The organism is Pseudorhodoferax soli, from assembly GCF_003337555.1.
Lineage (GTDB): Bacteria > Pseudomonadota > Gammaproteobacteria > Burkholderiales > Burkholderiaceae_C > Pseudorhodoferax > Pseudorhodoferax soli.
Map to the genome: position 1 here is coordinate 966,405 of NZ_QPJK01000002.1, position 17,527 is coordinate 983,931.

The window sequence follows — 17,527 nt, forward strand, 5'->3', positions numbered from 1 at the left end:
CGACCAGCACAATTAATCCCGTCGCATCCAACCCCTTGAAAGACCCGCCATGAACATCCTGCACATCGATTCCAGCGTCCTCGGCGACGCTTCCGTGACCCGCCAGCTGACCGCCAGCACCGTGGCCGCCTGGCGCGCCGCCCATCCCGGCGCCCAGGTGCAGTACCTGGACCTGGCCGCCGACGCGCCGGCCCACTTCGGTGCCGACGCCTTGAGCTTCAAGCTCGGCCTGGACCTGAGCCAGGTCAACGAAGCACAGCGCGCCGAGAACGTCGCCACCGAACGCTACCTGGCGCAGTTCCTGGCGTCGGACGTCATCGTCGTCGGCGCACCGATGTACAACTTCTCGATCCCCACCCAGCTCAAGGCCTGGATCGACCGCCTGGCCGTGCCCGGCCGCGCCTTCCGCTACACCGCGGCCGGCCCGGAAGGCCTGGCCAAGGGGAAGACCGTGGTCGTGGTCTCGGGCCGCGGCGGCATCTACTCGACCAGCGAGCAAGGCCGCGCGCTGGAGCACCAGGAAAGCTACCTGCAGACGGTGTTCGGCTTCTTCGGCATCACCGATGTGCGCTTCGTGCGTGCCGAGGGCATCGCCTACGGCCCCGAACAGCGCGTCGCCGCGCTGCGCCAGGGCGAGGCCGACATCGCCGCCTCGCTGGTGGCCGCGCCGGCTGCCGAAGCGGTGAGCGCCTGACGCACGGGCGTGGCTGCTTGCTGTCCGCCGGCGGACAACAGGCGGCCACGCCAACGCCTACAGTGGCGTCTTCCCACCTCCTGGAGACGCCACGATGAACGCCCCGCAAGACCTGCGCGCCCATGTCAGTGCCGAAGAATGGCAGCTGCGCACCGACTTGGCAGCCTGCTACCGCCTGGTGGCGCTGTACGGCTGGAGCGACCTGGTGTTCACGCACATCAGCGCCCGCATTCCCGGGCCCGAGCACCATTTCCTGATCAACCCCTACGGGCTGATGTTCGACGAGATCACCGCGTCCAGCCTGGTGAAGGTGGACCAGGCCTGCAACAAGCTGATCGAGTCGCCCTACCCCGTGAACCCGGCGGGCTTCGTGATCCACAGCGCCATCCACGCCGTGCGCGACGACGCCCAGTGCGTGCTGCACACGCACACCCGTGCCGGCATCGCGGTCAGCGCGCAGAAGGGTGGCGTGCTGCCGATCAGCCAGCAATCGACCTTCGTGCTGGCCTCGCTGGCCTACCACGGCTACGAGGGCGTGGCGATCCGCGACGACGAGAAGGCACGCCTGCAGGCGGACCTGGGCGAGGCGAACTTCCTGATGCTGCGCAACCACGGCCTGCTGACGGTGGGCGCGAGCATTGCCGACGCGTTCCTGTCCATGTACACGTTCGAGAACACCTGCCAGATCCAGATTGCCGCGCAAGCGGGCGGCGGCGAACTGGTGGCGGTGGACCCGCGCATCGTCGAAGGCGTGGGCCATGCGTCGCGGGTGCAGACCGGCGGCCTGGGTGGGCGCTTCGTCTGGCCGGCGCTGCTGCGCAAGCTGGACCGGATCGATCCGAGCTACAAGAACTGAAGGGGCGGCGCGACCGGCTGGCAGGCGGCCATGGCGCCTGTGGGTTGGCGATCCTCGTTGCCTGCCCGCATCGGGGCGAGGATCGCCGGCAGGGGGCATGGCCGCTGAGAGAGGCAGCGCGGGCACGGCGCGGGTGTCGGTCTCGACCGGCTTCGCCGCGCCGCGCGCCTGATCCTCACTTGGTCGGGCCGACCTCGCCGCTGGGCTGCTTCTTGATCGCTTCGGCGCCTTCGGCCTGGCGCTTGGCCCGCGCGGCGGCCCTTTCCTCGGGCGTGGCCTTGGCGGCGGGAGGCGGCGCCTTCGAACGGCCGACCTCGCCATCCTTGTTCTGCTTCACGGCCTCGGCGCCCTCGGCCCTGCGCTCGGCCTTGGCGGCAGCCCTCTCCTGGGGCGAGGCCGGGGTGGACGGTGGCGGCTTCTTCACGCCGCCCACTTCACCCTGGGCAAAGGCGCCCACGGCGAACATCTGGGCCACGGCGATGCCGAGGGAGAGGACTGTTTTCTTCATGGCTGGCTTTCAGGTCTCGGGATGGTTGTAGAGCTCGCCGTGCCGGAATGCTCCGGCACCGCGAACCTCACCATATCCAGGGGCCAAGCCAGACCGCCCCGTCTACGGGCGCATCGCCACGTAGGAAACCGGCGCCCGCCACGGTAGGCGCGGCAGCGCTTGCTTGCTGGCCGAAGCGGCTGGCGCTGCCCCGGCGGGCCTCTTACTTGGAGGGGCCGACTTCGCCAGGAGGCGCCTGCTTGATCGCGGCAGCGCCTTCGGCCTTGCGCTTGGCGCGCGCAGCCGCCTTTTCCTCGGCCGACACCTTGGTCGCCGGTGCCGCCTTCTTCACACCGCCCACCTCACCTGGAGGCTGGTCCTTGATTGCAGCGGTGCCTGCGGCCTTGCGCTCGGCACGCGCAGCGGCGCGCTCCTCGGGCGAAGCCTTCTGGGCAGGCGGCGGTGCCTTGGACGTGCCAGCCTCACCTTGTGCGAAAGCACCAACGGCGAACATTTGCGCCAAGGCGACGCCGAGTGTGAGAACGACTTTTTTCATGTGCTGTCTTTCAGATCTCTGGGTGATAGAAACGGTTCGTCTTCCGCGCAAAACCAGGGGGGTCTTGCACAGAAGTGATACACGATAACCGAGCTTTTGACGCCCGATTGCAACATTTCGCTTACAAGTCTGACGCTGGCAACACTTCTCCCTAATAGGTCTTGTAGGGAAGGAATTTGCCGGATAGGACGACGTTGACACGGTCGCCCTTGGGGTCGGGCTGGCGCGCGATGTCCATGGAGAAGTCGATCGCGCTCATGATCCCGTCGCCGAATTCCTCGTGGATCAGCTCCTTGATCGTGGCCCCGTAGACATTGACGATCTCGTACCAGCGGTAAATCAACGGGTCGGTCGGCACGGCCGTGGGCAGCGAGCCCTTGTACGGCACGACCTGCAGCCACTTCTGCTCCTCGGCCGTGAGGCCGAAGATCTTGCCCACCGCCTTGGCCTGCTCCGGCGTGGCCGTCATCTGGCCCAGGCACAGGGCCGTGGTCCATTCCTTGGACTGGCCGACCTTCCTGGCCACGTCGGCCCACTGGATGCCCTTGGCAACCTTGGCGGTGATGATCTTTTCGGTGACTGCGAGGCGGTTCATGGCGGTGTGTGCTCCGTGGGTTGGAATCAATGCGCGTGCGCGCGCGTGACAAGGAAATCGACGATGTGGTTGCGCAGGTCGTAGTAGCCGGGCAGGTGGTGCAGGCCGGCGCGCGTGCGCGTGCGCGGTAGGGGGTTGGCCACCACCTCGGCGATGTCGCCCGGCCGCCAGCCGGCCGGCAGGTCGGCGCCGTTGCGCATCAGCAGAATGCGGTCGGCCAGCAGGATGGCCTCGTCCACATCGTGCGTGATCATGAAGACGGTCTGCTGCGTCTGGCGCACGATGGCCAGCAACTCGTCCTGGATGCTGCCGCGCGTGAGCGCGTCCAGCGCGCCGAAAGGCTCGTCGAGCAGCAGCATCTTGGGCTGGATGGCGAAGGCGCGCGCGATGCCCACGCGCTGCTTCATGCCGCCCGACAGTTCGTTGGGCTTCTTGTCGATGGCCGGCAGCAGGCCGACCAGGGCGACGAACTTCTTCACATGGGCATCGACCTCGGTCCGGCCCCATTGCGGCCAGCGCGACCTGACTGCGAACGCGATGTTCTGCCGCACGGTGAGCCAGGGCATCAGCGCGTGGCCCTGGAACACCACGCCGCGCTCCAGGCCTGGGCCGTCGATGGCGCGGCCGTCCATGAACACGTGGCCACCGCTGGCCGCGTCCAGCCCCGCCAGCACGTTGAGGATGGTGGTCTTGCCGCAGCCCGAATGGCCGATGATGCAGACGAACTCGCCCTTGGCGAGCGCGAACGAGACCTCGGCGAAGACCGGCCGCGCCGGCTGGAAGGCCTTGGCCAGGCCCTGCACCTGCAGGAAGGCCTCACTCGACATAGGTCACCGCCTTCTGCAGCCGGCCGAACGCCAGGTCCAGCAGCATGCCGACCACGCCGATCAGGACGATCGCGAAGATCACGTTGGTCAGCGACAGGTTGTTCCACTCGTTCCAGACGAAGTAGCCGATGCCGGTTCCGCCGACCAGCATCTCGGCCGCCACGATCACGAGCCAGGCGATGCCCATGCTGATGCGCATGCCCGTGAGGATGGTGGGGGCCGCGGCCGGCAGGATCACGAGGAATGCCTTGCGCAGCGGGCTCACCTCCAGCGTGCTGGCCACGTTGAGCCACTCGCGCCGCACCGAGGCCACGCCGAAGGCCGTGTTCACGAGCATGGGCCAGAGCGAGCAGATGAAGATCACGAAGATGCCGCTGATGGCCGAGTCCTTGATCGTGTAGAGCGCCAGCGGCATCCAGGCCAGCGGACTGATCGGCTTCAGCACTTGGATGAATGGGTCGAGCGCGCGGTGGATGAGCGGCGACATGCCGATCACGAAGCCCAGCGGGATCGCCACCGCGCAGGCCAGGCCGAAGCCCAGTGCCACGCGGCCCAGCGAATGGCCGAGCTGGATCGCGATGCCCTTGTCGTTGGGCCCGTTGTCGTAGAACGGGTTGGAAAGATGGCCCCAGACCGTCGCGCCCATCTGGGCCAGCGTGGGAAAGCCCCCGCTGCGCCCCGCACCCGGGTCCTGGCCCGTCATCTTGGCGTACTCGATCTGCTCGGCCGTCATGCCGGCCGCGGTGCCACCGGCCGCCGACGCGCCAGTGGCCAGGTGCCAGATGCCCAGCACCAGCAGGAACAGCAGCACGGACAGCAGCGCTGCCTTGGCGTTGAGCGACTTCATGCCTTGCTGATCGCAAAGCCCTTGGCATAGGCCGCGGCCTTGTCGGCGTCGAACTCCTTGCCCATGATCCTGAACTTCGGGTACGCGCCCTCGGGCGCCTTCTGGTCCAGCGCCGCCATCTGCCGCTTCGCGTCGGTCAGCAGGAACACGCGCTCGGCGATCTGCTTGTAGTCGACCTCGCCCTTGAGGTAGCCCCAGCGCTGCATCTGCGTGAGCATCCAGACCGCCATGCTCTGCCAGGGGATGGGGTCGAAGTCGGCGCGGTCGGGTACGGTCTGGATCTTTCCAAGGCCGTCGGCGAAGCGCCCTGTCAGCACCTGCGTCAACACGGTTTCGGGCTGGTTCAGGTACTGCGCGGGCGCGATCACCTTGGCGATCAGTTCCCGGTTTTTCGGGTCGCGCGCCATGGCGGAGGCCGTCAGCACGGCGCGGTACAGCGCGGCGAAGCTGTTGGGATTCTGGCGAATGAACTCGGCACTGGTGCCGAAGGCGCAGCAGGGGTGGCCGTTCCAGAGTTCCTTGGTCAGCAGGTGGATGAAGCCGACCTCCTCGAACACGGCGCGCTGGTTGAACGGATCCGGCCCGAGGTAGCCGTCGATGTTGCCGGCGCGCAGGTTGGCCACCATCTCGGGCGGTGGCACCACGCGGATTTGCACGTCGGTGTCGGGGTTGACGCCGTGCTCCGCAAGGTAGTAGCGCAGCAGGAAGTTGTGCATCGAGTAGTCGAACGGCACGGCGAAGCGCATGCCCTTCCAGTTCTTCGGGTCGCGGTTGCCCTTGTGCTTGTTGGCCAGCGTGATCGCTTGGCCGTTGGTGTTCTGGATGGTGGCGACCTGCATGGGTGCGGCCGTGGAGCCCACGCCCAGGCTGATGGCCAGGGGCATCGGGCTCAGGAACTGCGAGGCGTCGTGCTCCTTGTTGATCATCTTGTCGCGGATCAGCGCCCAGTTGGCGGTCTTGATGACCTCCACGTTGAGGCCCTGCTGGCGGTAAAAACCCAGCGGGTGCGCCATGATCAGCGGCGTGGCGCAAGTGATCGGGATGAAGCCGATCTTGAGGTCCTTCTTCTCCAGCGCGCCCTTCTCCTGCGCCATGGCTTGCAGACTGGCAACGGGCAGCACGCTGCCGATGGCGGCCATGGCCGTTCCGCGGCCCACGGCGCGGATGAAGCGCCGGCGCACGGCGTCCTGCGGGAACAGCGCCTTGACCAATGCGGCCTCGACAAAGGCGTTGGAGCGGGCCTGGACGTCGGGCCGTCGGGAACGCTCGCGCAGCTCGCGCGCGGCACTGACGGCGCTGGCCTGCACGGCGGCCTCGGCCGCATGCTCGGCAGCGCTGTGGTCGCGGCCACAGCTGCAGCCCAAACGCAGCGGGCGGTCGGCGTCATAGGGATCGGGTAAGGAAGACATGGCGCACCTCCGGGACAAAGATGCAGGCCAGCGTGCAAGCTCTTTGCCAATCGGCGGCCCGATGCGGCCCGCCCTGCAAGATCGCGGGCGCCGGCACGACGCGCTGTAGGGCCAGCCCTACAGCCGCAGGCGCTCAGCCCCGGCCCAGCATGTAGAGCGTGAGCTCCACGTCGTTCTTGGTACCGGTCTTCTCGAGGATGCGTGCGCGGTAGGTGCTCACCGTGTTCGTCGCCAGGCCGAGCTGCGCACCAATTTCGCCCACGCTGTGCCCCGATGTGAGCAGGCGCAGCACCTGGTGCTCGCGGTGCGAGAGCGCGTCTGTGCCCGGCCGTGCACCGCGCCGGCCCACGGCCGTGGCCAGCGCCTCGGCCGTGGCACCGCTGACCCAGATGCCGCCGGCGGCGGCCTTGCGCACGGCCGCCAGCATGTCGTCGGGGTCGGCGCCCTTGTGCAGGTAGCCGGCCGCGCCCAGGCGGATGCAGCGCACCGCGTATTGGCGCTCGGGGTAGGTGCTCAGCATCAGCACGGGCAGGCGCGGGTGCTCGCGGCGCAGCGTCTCCAGCACGTCCAGGCCGTCGCCTTCGGGCATGGCGATGTCCAGCAGCACCAGGTCCAGCGCGGCGCCAGCGGCATGCACGGCCGCCAGAACCTGGGCGCCGCTGGCGGCCTCGGCCACGACCTGGACCTCTGGCGCATCGGCCAGCACCTGCTTGAGCCCCTCGCGCACGATGCGGTGGTCGTCGGCCAGCAGCACCCGGATGGGCGCCGTCATGCCTCGGGGCCCAGCGGCATCTGCAAGGTGAAGGTGGCACCCGCACCCGGCGCGCTGGCGACCTCGATGCAGCCCCCGAAGTGCAGCGCCCGCTCGCGCATGCCCATCACGCCGTAGGCCGTGGCGGCCTCCAAGGCTGTCGCGGGCGCGCCCACCCCATCGTCGTGCACGGCCAGGCGCAGCGCCCGCGCGCCGGCCGCCACGTCCACCGACAGGGTGCGCGCACGCGCGTGGCGGCCGACGTTGGACAGCATCTCCTGGAAGATGCGGAACACCGCCATGGCACGCGTGCCGCCGGGTTCGGGCGCGCCGTCCACCTGCATGCGCCAGTGCAGGCGCAGTTCGGCGGCGGCCACGAACTCCTGCGCCTGCCATTCCAGCGCGGCCCACAGGCCCTGGTGGTCCAGGATGCTGGGCCGCAGGTCGGTGATGATCCGGCCCACGTTGTCCACGGCCGACTCGATCAGCCGGCTCATGTTGCTGCACTTGCTGCGCATGCGCGCGCGCATGGCCTCGGCCTCGTGCGCGCTGCGGGCCTGCTGCTCGGACAAGCGCTTGTCCAGCCAGTTCACATCCAGCTTGAGCGCCACGAGCAGGCTGCCGAGCTCGTCGTGCACCTCGCGCGCGATGCGCGTGCGCTCTTCCTCGCGCACGGTGTCCAGGTGGGCGGAGAGCTCGCGCTGACGCTGGAGCGCCAAGGACAGCTCGTGCGTGCGTTCGGCCACGCGCTGCTCCAGCTCGTCGCGCGCGCGACGCAGCGCATCGGCCACGCGCCTGCGCTCTGTGATGTCGACGAAGGTGACGACCGCGCCGCGCACCTCGCCGCCGTCGACGATGGGATAGCTGGAGTACTCGACCGGAAAGGCCGTGCCGTCGGCACGCCAGAACACCTCGCTGTCGATGCGGCAGGGCAGGCCGCGGCGGAAGGCGTTGAAGATCGGGCAGTCCTCGTCGGCATAGTGGGCGCCGTCGGCATGCGAATGGTGGGTGACCTCGTGCATGTTGCGGCCCAGCAGCGCCGCAGGCTCATGGCCGATCAGGCGCGCGCCGGCCCGGTTGATGAACATGCAGCGGCCATCGAGATCGATGCCGAAGATGCCGTCGCCTGTGGACTGCAACAGCAGGCCCAGCTGCCGCTGCCAAAGGGGGTGGACGGCGGTGTCGGCGGTGCTGGCCAGGTCCAGGGCGTCTGCGTGCATGGCCTGGACGCACGCAACCGCTGTGCCAGCGGCGCCGGCGTCAGGCGCGTAAGGCGATGTTCAGCTGGTCAACCACCTCGGCCCAATCCGCGTCGCGCTGCCACTGCTCGCGCAGGAACTGCGCCTGCGCCGGCGTCCAGAACGCGGCGTCGGGCAGCGCCGTGGCTTCGGGCACGGGGCGGTGGCGCGTGATGAACTGCTGCACGGCAGCCTCGTCGCTGGCAAGGCCGAGCTGGTCGAACAGGTCGTGCATGGTGTGGGTGGACAGGTCCATGGATTTGATCCTCGTGAAGGTGCTGGCCCATGGTTGCTGCGCCGCCCGCGCCTGTCTGTAGGAAAGAGGGCCGTTCAAAGCCCGAGTTCGGAGAGGCCCGGGTGGTCGTCCGGCCGCCGGCCCAGCGGCCAGTGGAATTTGCGGTCAGCGGCCTGGATCGGCAAGTCGTTGATGCTGGCGAAGCGCCGCGCCATGAGACCGGCGGCGTCGAACTCCCAGTTCTCGTTGCCGTAGCTGCGGAACCAGTGGCCGCTGTCGTCGTGCCATTCGTAAGCGAAGCGCACGGCGATGCGGTGGCCCGCGAAGGCCCAGAGCTCCTTGATGAGCCGGTAGTCCAGCTCGCGCGCCCACTTGCGCTGCAACAGGGCACGGGCCTGGTCGCGCCCTACCGGGAACTCGGCGCGGTTGCGCCAGACGGTGTCGGGCGTGTAGGCCAGCACCACGCGGTCGGGGTCGCGCGTGTTCCAGCCGTCCTCGGCCAGGCGCACCTTCAGCGCGGCGGTCTCCGCGGTGAAGGGCGGCAGCGGCGGGCGTTGCTCGGGGGCGTTCATGCAGGGCTCCTTGCAAGTAGACAGGTTCGTCCACTGCATGCTAACGCCGATAGACAGACCTGTCTACAATGCCCGGCATGGAGACGACAGCCCCTTCGGCGCGCGAGCGCATCCTGGCGACCGCGCACGACCTGTTCTACCGCGATGGCATCCGCGCCACGGGCGTGGACAGGCTGATCGCCGAAAGCGGGGTGGCCAAGCTGACCTTCTACCGCCACTTCGCGTCCAAGGACGACCTGGTGCGCGCCTTTCTCGGCCACCGCCACGAACGCTGGATGGCCTGGTTCGTCGATGCGCTGGGCCGGCATGGCGCAGGACAGGGCACCGGCTTGCAGCCGTTGCTGGACGCGCTGGAGGAATGGTTCCGCGACCCGGCCTTCCGCGGCTGTGCCTTCATCAACAGCGTGGTGGAGGTGGGCGCCAGCCTGCAGGGCGCGGCCGACATGGCGCGGCGCCACAAGCAGGAGATGGAGCAGGTGATCGCCGAACTGCTGCCGCCCGGGCCGCAGCGCATGGCGCGGGCGCAGGCGGTCGGCGTGGCGCTGGACGGCGCCATCGTGCGGGCGCAGATGGGCGATGTGGAAGGCGCCCTGGCCGCGTTGCGCGCGCTGCTCTGAGCCCGCGCCCGGCGTCAGCCGATCTGCAGCGGCGCGAACGACTTCACGAGGTCGTCGATCGCCTTGACCTGCGTGAGGAAGGGCTCGAGCTTGTCCAGCGGCAAGGCGCTGGGGCCGTCGCACCTGGCCTGGTCAGGGTTGGGATGTGCTTCGAGGAACAGCCCGCCCAGGCCCACGGCCATGCCGGCGCGTGCGAGATCGACCACCTGCGCACGGCGCCCGCCCGAGGCCGCGCCCGTCGGGTCGCGCTGCTGCAGCGCATGCGTCACGTCGAAGATGAGCGGCAGGTTGCCCGTCACCTGCTTCATGACGCCGAAGCCCAGCATGTCGACCACCAGGTTGTCATAGCCGAAGCAGGTGCCGCGGTCGCACAGGATGATGCGCTCGTTGCCGGCCTCCTTGAACTTCTCGACGATGTTGAGCATCTGCGGCGGGCTCAGGAACTGTGGCTTCTTGATGTTGACCACGCGGCCGGTCTTGGCCAGGGCCACCACCAGGTCGGTCTGGCGCGCCAGAAAGGCCGGCAGCTGCAGCACGTCGACCACCTCGGCCACGGGCTGGGCCTGCCAGGGCTCGTGCACGTCGGTGATGACGGGCACGCCGAACTGCGCCTTGACCGCCTCGAAGATCTTCATGCCCTCCTCCAGGCCGGGGCCGCGGTAGGAGTGGATGGACGAGCGGTTGGCCTTGTCGAAGCTTGCCTTGAACACGTACGGGATGCCCAGCTTGGTCGTGACGCGCACGTACTCCTCGCAGGTGCGCAGGGCCAGGTCGCGGGATTCGAGCACGTTGATGCCGCCGAACAGCACGAAGGGGCGGTCGTTGCCGACGGAGATGGAGGGGGTGATGGCGATCATGGAAGTCATCGGAAAGGCGATGCGCGATTGTGGCGCGGTCGCGCATGCCCCTGCTGCCCATGCCGCCCGTGCCGCCCCGCTGCCCGGGCAGTCCTCAGCGCTTGCCGCGCACCTTCTCGATCTCCGCCATCATTTCGGCCGCGAGCTTCTCGCCGCCTTCCTTGACGTACTTGGCGTTGACCGCGCTGACCTTCTCGCGCATGCGTGCCACCTCCGCTGCGCTCACGGTGTTGAGCTGCAGGCCCTTGGCCCGGAGGGTTTCGGCCGCCTTGTCGTTGCCTTCGCGCGAGACTTTGCGTTCGTAAGCACCCGCCTCGGCCGCGGCGTCCATGAGGATCTTGCGGTCGGCAGGCGTGAGCTTGTCCCACTTCATCTTGCTGAACACCACCACCAGCGGGTTGTAGGCGTGGTTGGTGGCCGAGGCGAACTTCTGCACCTCCTGCAGCTTGAGCGCCTCGACGGCGGCATAGGGATTCTCCTGTCCGTCCATGGCCTTGGCCTCCAGGGCGCCGTAGAGCTCGGGGATGGGCATGGGCACGGCGTTGGCACCCAGCGCGGTGAAGGTCTCGATGAAGATGGTGCTCTGCGGCACGCGCAGCTTCAGGCCAGAGAAGTCTTCGACCTTCGTGATGGCGCGGCGGCTGTTGGTGACGATGCGAAAGCCGTGGTCCCAGTAGCCCAGGCCGATCAGGCCCTTGTCGGGCAACAGTTCCAGCAGGCGCTTGCCGACCGGGCCGTCGAGCACGGCATCGGCCTCGGCGTAGTTGCCGAACAGGAAAGGCAGGTCGAGCAGCACGAACTCCTTGGCCATGCCGGTCAGCAGGCTGGGGATCACCACGGTCATGTCGACGGTGCCGCCACGCAGCGACGACAGCACGGCCACATCGCCGCCCAAGGTGGCGCTGCCGAAGCTCTTCACCTCGATGCGGTTGGCGCTCTTTTGCTGCACGAGCTCGGCGAACTTGCGGATGCCCAGGCCATGCGGATGGTCGGGCGCCTGCACATACGCCACGCGCAGCGAGACCGGCTCCTGCGCCAACGCGGGCGCGGCCCACCCCAACAGCGCGGCGGCCGCCAGCGACAGGAATGTTCTGGTGTTCATGGTGCGTGTCTCCTCTTGTTTGGAATCAGGGAACGACAGTCCATTGGTCGACGATGTGGTCGCTGAACTGCCGCGTGTCGATCTCGATGCCCAGGCCCGGCCCGTCGGGGATGGCGATGCGGCCATCGGCCCGCACGCCCACGGCGCCGCACATGTCGCGGAACGGGTTGTGCGAGGGGTCGAACTCGAACATCGGGTAGCGCAGGCCCGGGCCGCGCAGTTCGGGCAAGCCGGCGATGAACTGCAGCGACGCGTGGAAGTTGATGGCCGTGCCCCAGACATGCGGCACCAGCGGCAAGCCGTAGGCATCGGCCAACGCGGCGATCTTGAGGCCCTCGGTGAAGCCGCCGCACAGCGCCAAGTCGGGCTGCACCACGTCGAGCGCGCCCTGGGCCAGGAAGTCGCGGAACGGCGTCACGCCGATCAGCGCCTCGCCACCGGCCAGTGCCATCGGCAGGGCCTTGGCCAGCTGGACATAGCCGGGCAGGTTGTCGTGGCGGATCGGCTCTTCGAGCCAGACCAGGTCGCTGGGCGCGAAATGCTGCGCGAACACCATGGCAGAGCGCACCGTGGCGCCTTCGTTGAGGTCGGCCATCAGCGGGAAGGCGTCGCCCACGCGCTGGCGCAGGCGGGCCAGCAGGGCGCCCTCGGCGCGTGCATCCAGGCCCAGCCGCAGCTTCATGGCCTGGAAGCCGGCGTGCAGGTAGCCGTCGATGTCGCGGTCGAAGTCGCGGTATGGGTCGCTGCCGGGCTTGAGGAAGGGGCCGCTGACGTAGGCCGGCACGTCGTGGCGCACGGCGCCGCCCAGCAGGCGGGCGATCGGCATGTTGGCGCGCCGGGCCGCCAGGTCCCAGGCGGCGATGTCGATGGCGCTCATGGCCATGGTGGTCACGCCGCGCCGGTCGTAGATGAGGGTCTGGCCCATGGCGTTCCACAGCACCCGCGGCGCGCCGTCGGCCTGCGCCAGCACCGCCTGGGCCAGGCCGTTGCGGATGACGGTGGCGGCAGCGCCCGGCATCGACCAGGTCTCGCCCCAGCCGACCTGCCCGTCCGCATCCGTCAGGCGCACCAGCAGCGTGACCCGCCGGTCGAAGAAGCGCATCGCGTTGCCGATCAACTCGGGCAGCGTGCAGGCAATTTCAAAGCCGTCGATGCGGACGATGCGCGAACCTTGGGGTGTCTCCATGCGCCGGATTGTTAAGGTCTGCCGACCTTCATGTCCAATACCGATTCTTCGCCTGTCCATAGAGTCACTGCATACCCCGGGGTTGACCCCAGCGAGCGCTGCCGCGCGCAGGCGCTGGCCCCGCAGGCGAAGCAGAAGGAGCCCCCATGAGCCTGACGCTCAGACACATCGAGGTGATCCGCGCCGTGCTGCAGGAGGGCTCGGTCACCGGCGCCGCGCGCCTGCTGGCCGTGTCGCAGCCGGCACTGAGCCGCACGCTGAAAAACGCCGAGACCCGCCTGGGCATGCTGCTGTTCGAACGGCGCAGCGGCCGCATGGCGCCGACGCCGGAAGCGCTGACGCTGCAGCGCGACATCGAGCGCGTGTACCGCGAGGTCGAGGCGGTCGAGCGCACCTCGGGCGACCTGCGCAACCTGCGCGGCGGGCGGCTGTCGGTGGCCTGCAATCCGTCGGTCGCCTCGACCCTCGTGGCCACCGTGCTGGGCCAGACCACCGAAGCTGCGCCCGACGTGCGCGTCTCCGTCCAGACGGCGCTGAACTACGAGGTGGTGGAGCTGGTGCGCACGCGCAGTGCAGACATCGGCTATGCCTGGGACGTGCCGCGCCAGCCCGAGGTGGTGGCCACAGAGATCGGCCGCTCGCGCCTGGTCTGCCTGCTGCCGCACGGCCATGCGCTGGCGGCGCGCAAGTCGGTGTCGGCCCGCGACCTGCACGGCGTGCCGCTGATCTCCTTCAGCTCGACGCTGCCGATCGGCTTCGAGACGGAGAGCGCCTTCGCCGAGGCCGGTGCCACGCGGCGCATCGGCATCGAGGTGGGGCAGACCTTCGTGGCTGCTGCGATGGTGCGTGCAGGCGCGGGCATCGCCATCGTCGACCAGCTCTCGGTTCGCGCGCTGGCGGACGACCTGGTGGTGCGGCCGCTGCTCCCGCGGCGCGTGGTGCGGCTGTACGCGATCACGCGGCCGGAGCGGCCTTCGCTGCTGGCCAAGCAGTTCGGCGACCGGCTCGCGCGGCTGGCGGTCGACATGGTGCGTTGAAAGCGGTCGCGTTCCCACCCGCACCGCGACGCTCAACGGCTCGGCTAGGGGCCGGCGTTGCCGGCAACCTGCACGGGATGCAGTGCGCGCCGCAACTCGTCCAGCCGGGCCAGCGTGGGGCACTGCGCCATGCGCCGGTGGTGGCTGTCGATGATCTGCTCGGGCACGTCGAGCAGCGTCGACAGCGTGGTGACACCCGCGGCCGAGTCGATGTTGAGCGCGTACGTCCAGATGTCCCTGATGCCCCGCGTGCCAAGGTCCTTCAGGCGCGACTCGTCGAACAGCAGCGCCAGCTGGGCCTGGCCCACGAAATCGACGGCAAGGTCCAGCGTGTAGGACGTGCGCGCCCACAGCACCATCGGGTTCTCGCTGGCGAGCTTCTGCACGTTATCGATGTTGAGCTCGTTCAGCCGGTCGACCTTGTCCGGCACCATGCCCTGCAGCAGCATCAGGGACATGTTGTTGGGCAGCTTTTCCTTGTCTGGCCAGCGCTGCGAAGGAATCTGCGTCTTGATGAGGTCGCGCACCTTGATGAGCAGCTCATCGATCCACAGCGTGGGATTCCAGCCGATCAGAAAGGCCAGGATGGCAAGGCCAGCCGGATAGTCCACCCCTTCGATCGTCACAGTGCTCAGATCGCGCAGGAAAGGAATCGCCTCGACGACGTGGCGCGACAGCCCACCAACCAGGCATACCGCGAGCAACCGGATCGACAGGAAGTAGTAGGTGATCGGGTTCATGTCGTCGTTGTTGATGCGGTTGATCAACTGGTGGATCATCCACACGTACGCCGCCAGGAACGCCATGGACCCGACGAAGACGGTTTGCGACTGGTAGTGCTGCAGCGCCTGGGCACTGCCAACGCCGGGCTGGGTGGCCAGGATGCCGCCGAGCACGTAGCTGGGCACGACCTCGGAGGCCGCAACCATCTGCGCGCCGAAGTAGCAGACGGATGCACATCCCCCGACGACGACGATCAGGAACCAGATCGGAATCACATGGGCCCGGCTCGTGAACAGGTTGCCGACGTTGCGGCGCAAAAAATACCTGCAGGCCGCCTGATGCAGCTCCGTGCTCTTGACCCGGTCCGGCAGGTTGTCGAGAACGTCGAGCACCTGCTGGCTCGCACGCTGCTGCAACAGCGTGGTGGCGACAAGAAAGCCGATCAGCAGCAGCACGCTGCCGCCACCCTGCACGGCGACGAAGTTGCCCAAGAAACCACCCATGTCTCGCTCCTTCGAAAGCCAGGACGCCACGATGTTCGCCAGGATCGCTCTGCGGCACATACCCTGTTGTGAGGACGTCCTCGGTCAGGCCGCCGGGGGCGCAGGGTCCAAGGATGTCGACGCGCCCGCGCTGGAAGCCGGCGGCACGGCGCACCAGCGCGAGCCCTGATCTTGGTCCAGTCCGATCGCACATTCTTGGGTCTGGTGGGCGCGCCGCCGCGTTTCTACAGTTCCTCCATCGACCCAAGGAAGGAACATGGACACCGCAACGAGCATTCCCCTGCCGCCCGGCACGGCCCTGCGCCACGCCGAGAGCGCCGCTGCGCTGCGCGCCTGCTGGCCCGTGGCCCGCCAGCTGCGCCCGCAGCTGGCCGGTATCGACGACTACCTGGAGCGCGTGCAGCGCATGCGCCAGCACAGCTACCGCGTGCTGGTCGCCTGGCACGGCGAGCGGGTGCTGGCACTGGCCGGCTACCGGCTGCAGGAGAACCTGGTCTACGGCCGCTTTCTGTATGTCGACGATCTCGTCAGTGCCGAAGAGGTGCGCGGCCAGGGCTGGGGCGCGCGGCTGATCGTGGCCACGCGCCAGCTGGCCGCGCAGGCCGGCTGCGCCCATGTCGTGCTGGACACCGCCATCGCCAACACCGCCGCGCAACGCTTCTACACGGCGCAGGGCCTGGCCAACAAGGCCACGCGCTTCAGCTGCGCCGTGCCGGCGGAGGTGGCCGCATGAAGCTCCTGCACATCACCTGCAGCCCGCGTGCGCAGGAATCGCACAGCGCGCGGCTGGCACAGGCCATCGTGGAGCGGCTCTGCGCGGTGCATCCCGCCATGCAGGTGCAGCTGCGCGACCTGGCGGCCGAGCCGCTGCCGCATGTGGACGGTGCCTACGCCGATGCGCTGGCCGGCAAGGCGCCAGTGGGCACCGCAGCCGGTGCGCTGGTACGCTCGGACACGCTGATCGCCGAACTCGTGCAGGCCGACGCCATCGTGCTGGGCACGCCCATGCACAACTTCACCGTGCCCTCGGCGCTCAAGTCCTGGATCGACCATGTGCTGCGCATCCACCGTACCTTTGCGCCCACACCCGAAGGCCACAAGCGCGGGCTGCTGCGCAACCGGCCGGTCTACATCGCGGTGGCGGCGGGCGGCATGTTCCTGGGCGAGCGCGCGCGCCAGCCCGACTTCCTGACGCCCTACCTGCGCGCCGTGTTCAACACCATGGGCTTGCACGACCTGCACTTCTTCGTGCTGCAGGCCACGGTGCGCGGACCCGAAGCGCTTGCCGCAGCGTGGGACGACGCACTGCGCCAGGTCGCACGACTGGCGGCGCCGCAGCCCGCCCCCCTCGAACTCCAGGACTGAAGGACGATGACGCAACGACTCCTGCTCAACGATGCGGCGCCGAACGCCGCCAAGGGCCTGTACGCCACCAGCGCCTACCTCGCGCAATGCAGTCTGCCCAAGGTGCTGGTGGACCTGGTCTATCTGCGCGTGTCGCAGATGAACGGCTGCGCCTACTGCATCGACATGCATTCGCGCGACCTGCTGCAGCTGGGCATGGCCGTGGACAAGCTGCTGCTGGTGCCGGTCTGGCGCGAAGCCCTGCCCCTGTTCGACGCACGCGAACGCGCTGCGCTGCAATGGGCCGAGAGCCTCACCGCGGTGGCGCAGACGCAGGCGCCCGATGCCGACTACGCCGCCGTGGCTGCGGTGTTCGGCGAACGCGAGATCGGCGAACTGACGCTGGCCGTGGGCCTCATGAACGCGTTCAACCGCATCGGCGTGGGGCTGCGCATGGTGCCGAAGGCGGCGGCTCAGGCCGCCGGTGCGGTCAGCGCGTAGGCCGGCACGCGTGCTGCGAAGTCCTGCAGCCAGGCCACCAGCGCAGGGTGGGCCGTGCGCCACGCGCCTGCGAAGCGCAGGTCCAGGTAGCCGAGCGCGCAGGCCTGGGCGATCTCGCCGATGTGCGGCACGCCCGCGCCGGGCACCGCGTGGTGCGTGGCCAGGTGGGCCAGGGCGCGCTCCATCTTGCCGCGCTGGTGCGCGAGCCACTGCTCGCCACGCAGCTCGGGCGGGCGGTAGCGGCCTTCGTAGACCTGCAGGATGCAGGCGTCGATCAGGCCGTCGGCCAACGCCTGGTGGCGCAGCACGGCGAGGCGGGCCGGCCCGGGCGGCACCAGCACGGGCATGGCCGCGGTCTCGTTGAGGTATTCGACGATCACGCGCGAGTCGTACAGCGGTTCGCCGTCGTCCAGCAGCAGCGTGGGGATCTTGCCGAGCGGGTTCTGCTTGCGCAGCAGGTCGTCGGCGTCGTTGGTGTCCGCCGCTTCGATGCGGATGCGGTCGGCCAGGCCGGCGATGTCGGCGGCGATACGGACCTTGCGGCCGAAAGGCGAGGCGGGGGATGTGCGCAGGATGTGCATGGGCGGATG

At 68.8% G+C, this 17,527-nt stretch carries 23 protein-coding genes; 8 read left to right on the top strand and 15 right to left on the bottom strand.

Translation table 11 applies throughout. The features are described 5' to 3' along the window. Nucleotides 1-49: 49 nt before the first annotated feature. The gene (locus DES41_RS11210; RefSeq protein ID WP_114467687.1) at nt 50-694 is read left to right on the top strand and encodes an FMN-dependent NADH-azoreductase; all 645 of its coding nucleotides are present in this window, start codon (nt 50-52) and stop codon (nt 692-694) included. A gap of 94 nt (nt 695-788) precedes the next feature. Continuing rightward, nucleotides 789-1,550 carry a class II aldolase/adducin family protein gene (locus DES41_RS11215; RefSeq protein WP_114467688.1) on the top strand — a complete coding sequence of 254 codons (762 nt, stop codon included), beginning with the start codon at nt 789-791 and terminating at the stop codon, nt 1,548-1,550. Nucleotides 1,551-1,725: 175 nt separating this feature from the next. Here the strand turns inward: DES41_RS11215 and DES41_RS11220 are convergent, their stop codons facing one another. The 10 genes from DES41_RS11220 to DES41_RS11265 all read right to left on the bottom strand — a co-directional run bounded on the left by DES41_RS11220 (nt 1,726) and on the right by DES41_RS11265 (nt 9,067). Next, nucleotides 1,726-2,058, bottom strand: a complete 333-nt coding sequence (locus DES41_RS11220) for a hypothetical protein (RefSeq protein WP_114467689.1) — start codon at nt 2,056-2,058, stop codon at nt 1,726-1,728. Between the two features lie 202 nt (nt 2,059-2,260). Next, the gene (locus tag DES41_RS11225) at nt 2,261-2,593 is read right to left on the bottom strand and encodes a hypothetical protein (RefSeq protein ID WP_114467690.1); all 333 of its coding nucleotides are present in this window, start codon (nt 2,591-2,593) and stop codon (nt 2,261-2,263) included. Nucleotides 2,594-2,744: 151 nt separating this feature from the next. Further along, the gene (gene cynS, locus DES41_RS11230; protein ID WP_114467691.1) at nt 2,745-3,188 is read right to left on the bottom strand and encodes a cyanase; all 444 of its coding nucleotides are present in this window, start codon (nt 3,186-3,188) and stop codon (nt 2,745-2,747) included. Nucleotides 3,189-3,214: 26 nt separating this feature from the next. Then, nucleotides 3,215-4,015 carry an ABC transporter ATP-binding protein gene (locus tag DES41_RS11235; RefSeq protein ID WP_114467692.1) on the bottom strand — a complete coding sequence of 267 codons (801 nt, stop codon included), beginning with the start codon at nt 4,013-4,015 and terminating at the stop codon, nt 3,215-3,217. After that, nucleotides 4,005-4,862, bottom strand: a complete 858-nt coding sequence (gene ntrB / locus DES41_RS11240) for a nitrate ABC transporter permease (protein ID WP_114467693.1) — start codon at nt 4,860-4,862, stop codon at nt 4,005-4,007. Before ntrB ends, DES41_RS11235 begins: the two co-directional genes overlap by 11 nt. Then, complete coding sequence (locus DES41_RS11245) at nt 4,859-6,271, bottom strand: CmpA/NrtA family ABC transporter substrate-binding protein (protein ID WP_114467694.1); 1,413 nt, start codon at nt 6,269-6,271, stop codon at nt 4,859-4,861. Before DES41_RS11245 ends, ntrB begins: the two co-directional genes overlap by 4 nt. 133 nt (nt 6,272-6,404) lie before the next feature. Further along, nucleotides 6,405-7,043 (bottom strand): response regulator, encoded by a 639-nt coding sequence (locus DES41_RS11250; protein WP_114467695.1) that lies wholly within the window; start codon nt 7,041-7,043, stop codon nt 6,405-6,407. Further along, nucleotides 7,040-8,242: a sensor histidine kinase gene (locus DES41_RS11255; RefSeq protein WP_114467696.1), complete on the bottom strand. Its 1,203-nt coding sequence runs from the start codon at nt 8,240-8,242 to the stop codon at nt 7,040-7,042. Before DES41_RS11255 ends, DES41_RS11250 begins: the two co-directional genes overlap by 4 nt. Nucleotides 8,243-8,282: 40 nt before the next feature. After that, complete coding sequence (locus DES41_RS11260; protein WP_114467697.1) at nt 8,283-8,516, bottom strand: DUF2789 domain-containing protein; 234 nt, start codon at nt 8,514-8,516, stop codon at nt 8,283-8,285. A gap of 74 nt (nt 8,517-8,590) precedes the next feature. Continuing rightward, the gene (locus tag DES41_RS11265) at nt 8,591-9,067 is read right to left on the bottom strand and encodes a nuclear transport factor 2 family protein (protein ID WP_114467698.1); all 477 of its coding nucleotides are present in this window, start codon (nt 9,065-9,067) and stop codon (nt 8,591-8,593) included. A 77-nt stretch (nt 9,068-9,144) separates the two neighbouring features. Here DES41_RS11265 and DES41_RS11270 point away from each other — a divergent pair, with 77 nt between their 5' ends. Next, nucleotides 9,145-9,684 (top strand): TetR/AcrR family transcriptional regulator, encoded by a 540-nt coding sequence (locus DES41_RS11270; protein WP_114467845.1) that lies wholly within the window; start codon nt 9,145-9,147, stop codon nt 9,682-9,684. Between the two features lie 14 nt (nt 9,685-9,698). On the opposite strand, the gene kdsA is transcribed toward DES41_RS11270, so the two are convergent. The 3 genes from kdsA to DES41_RS11285 all read right to left on the bottom strand — a co-directional run bounded on the left by kdsA (nt 9,699) and on the right by DES41_RS11285 (nt 12,829). Then, nucleotides 9,699-10,541 (bottom strand): 3-deoxy-8-phosphooctulonate synthase, encoded by an 843-nt coding sequence (gene kdsA, locus DES41_RS11275; protein ID WP_114467699.1) that lies wholly within the window; start codon nt 10,539-10,541, stop codon nt 9,699-9,701. Nucleotides 10,542-10,635: 94 nt separating this feature from the next. Further along, entirely contained in the window at nt 10,636-11,643 is a 1,008-nt protein-coding gene (locus DES41_RS11280) for a TRAP transporter substrate-binding protein (protein WP_114467700.1), read from the bottom strand. A gap of 25 nt (nt 11,644-11,668) precedes the next feature. Beyond that, nucleotides 11,669-12,829, bottom strand: coding sequence for a mandelate racemase/muconate lactonizing enzyme family protein (locus DES41_RS11285; RefSeq protein WP_170168141.1), 1,161 nt, complete (start codon nt 12,827-12,829; stop codon nt 11,669-11,671). A 146-nt stretch (nt 12,830-12,975) separates the two neighbouring features. Between DES41_RS11285 and DES41_RS11290 the strand changes: the two genes are divergently transcribed. Further along, on the top strand, nt 12,976-13,866 hold the full coding sequence (locus DES41_RS11290; protein WP_114467702.1) for a LysR substrate-binding domain-containing protein: 891 nt from the start codon (nt 12,976-12,978) through the stop codon (nt 13,864-13,866). Between the two features lie 44 nt (nt 13,867-13,910). Here the strand turns inward: DES41_RS11290 and DES41_RS11295 are convergent, their stop codons facing one another. After that, complete coding sequence (locus DES41_RS11295) at nt 13,911-15,092, bottom strand: hypothetical protein (RefSeq protein WP_114467703.1); 1,182 nt, start codon at nt 15,090-15,092, stop codon at nt 13,911-13,913. Between DES41_RS11295 and DES41_RS38355 the strand changes: the two genes are divergently transcribed. The 4 genes from DES41_RS38355 to DES41_RS11310 all read left to right on the top strand — a co-directional run bounded on the left by DES41_RS38355 (nt 15,091) and on the right by DES41_RS11310 (nt 16,937). Then, nucleotides 15,091-15,261, top strand: a complete 171-nt coding sequence (locus DES41_RS38355) for a hypothetical protein (RefSeq protein ID WP_170168142.1) — start codon at nt 15,091-15,093, stop codon at nt 15,259-15,261. The two genes, DES41_RS11295 and DES41_RS38355, sit on opposite strands and share 2 nt — an antisense overlap. 87 nt (nt 15,262-15,348) lie before the next feature. After that, nucleotides 15,349-15,825 (top strand): GNAT family N-acetyltransferase, encoded by a 477-nt coding sequence (locus tag DES41_RS11300; RefSeq protein ID WP_114467704.1) that lies wholly within the window; start codon nt 15,349-15,351, stop codon nt 15,823-15,825. Continuing rightward, entirely contained in the window at nt 15,822-16,457 is a 636-nt protein-coding gene (locus DES41_RS11305; RefSeq protein ID WP_114467705.1) for an FMN-dependent NADH-azoreductase, read from the top strand. The genes DES41_RS11300 and DES41_RS11305 overlap by 4 nt, the downstream gene beginning before the upstream one ends. Before the next feature lie 6 nt (nt 16,458-16,463). Continuing rightward, the gene (locus tag DES41_RS11310) at nt 16,464-16,937 is read left to right on the top strand and encodes a carboxymuconolactone decarboxylase family protein (RefSeq protein ID WP_114467706.1); all 474 of its coding nucleotides are present in this window, start codon (nt 16,464-16,466) and stop codon (nt 16,935-16,937) included. Here the strand turns inward: DES41_RS11310 and DES41_RS11315 are convergent. Then, complete coding sequence (locus DES41_RS11315; protein WP_114467707.1) at nt 16,910-17,518, bottom strand: glutathione S-transferase family protein; 609 nt, start codon at nt 17,516-17,518, stop codon at nt 16,910-16,912. The genes DES41_RS11310 and DES41_RS11315 overlap by 28 nt on opposite strands. Nucleotides 17,519-17,527 lie beyond the last annotated feature (9 nt).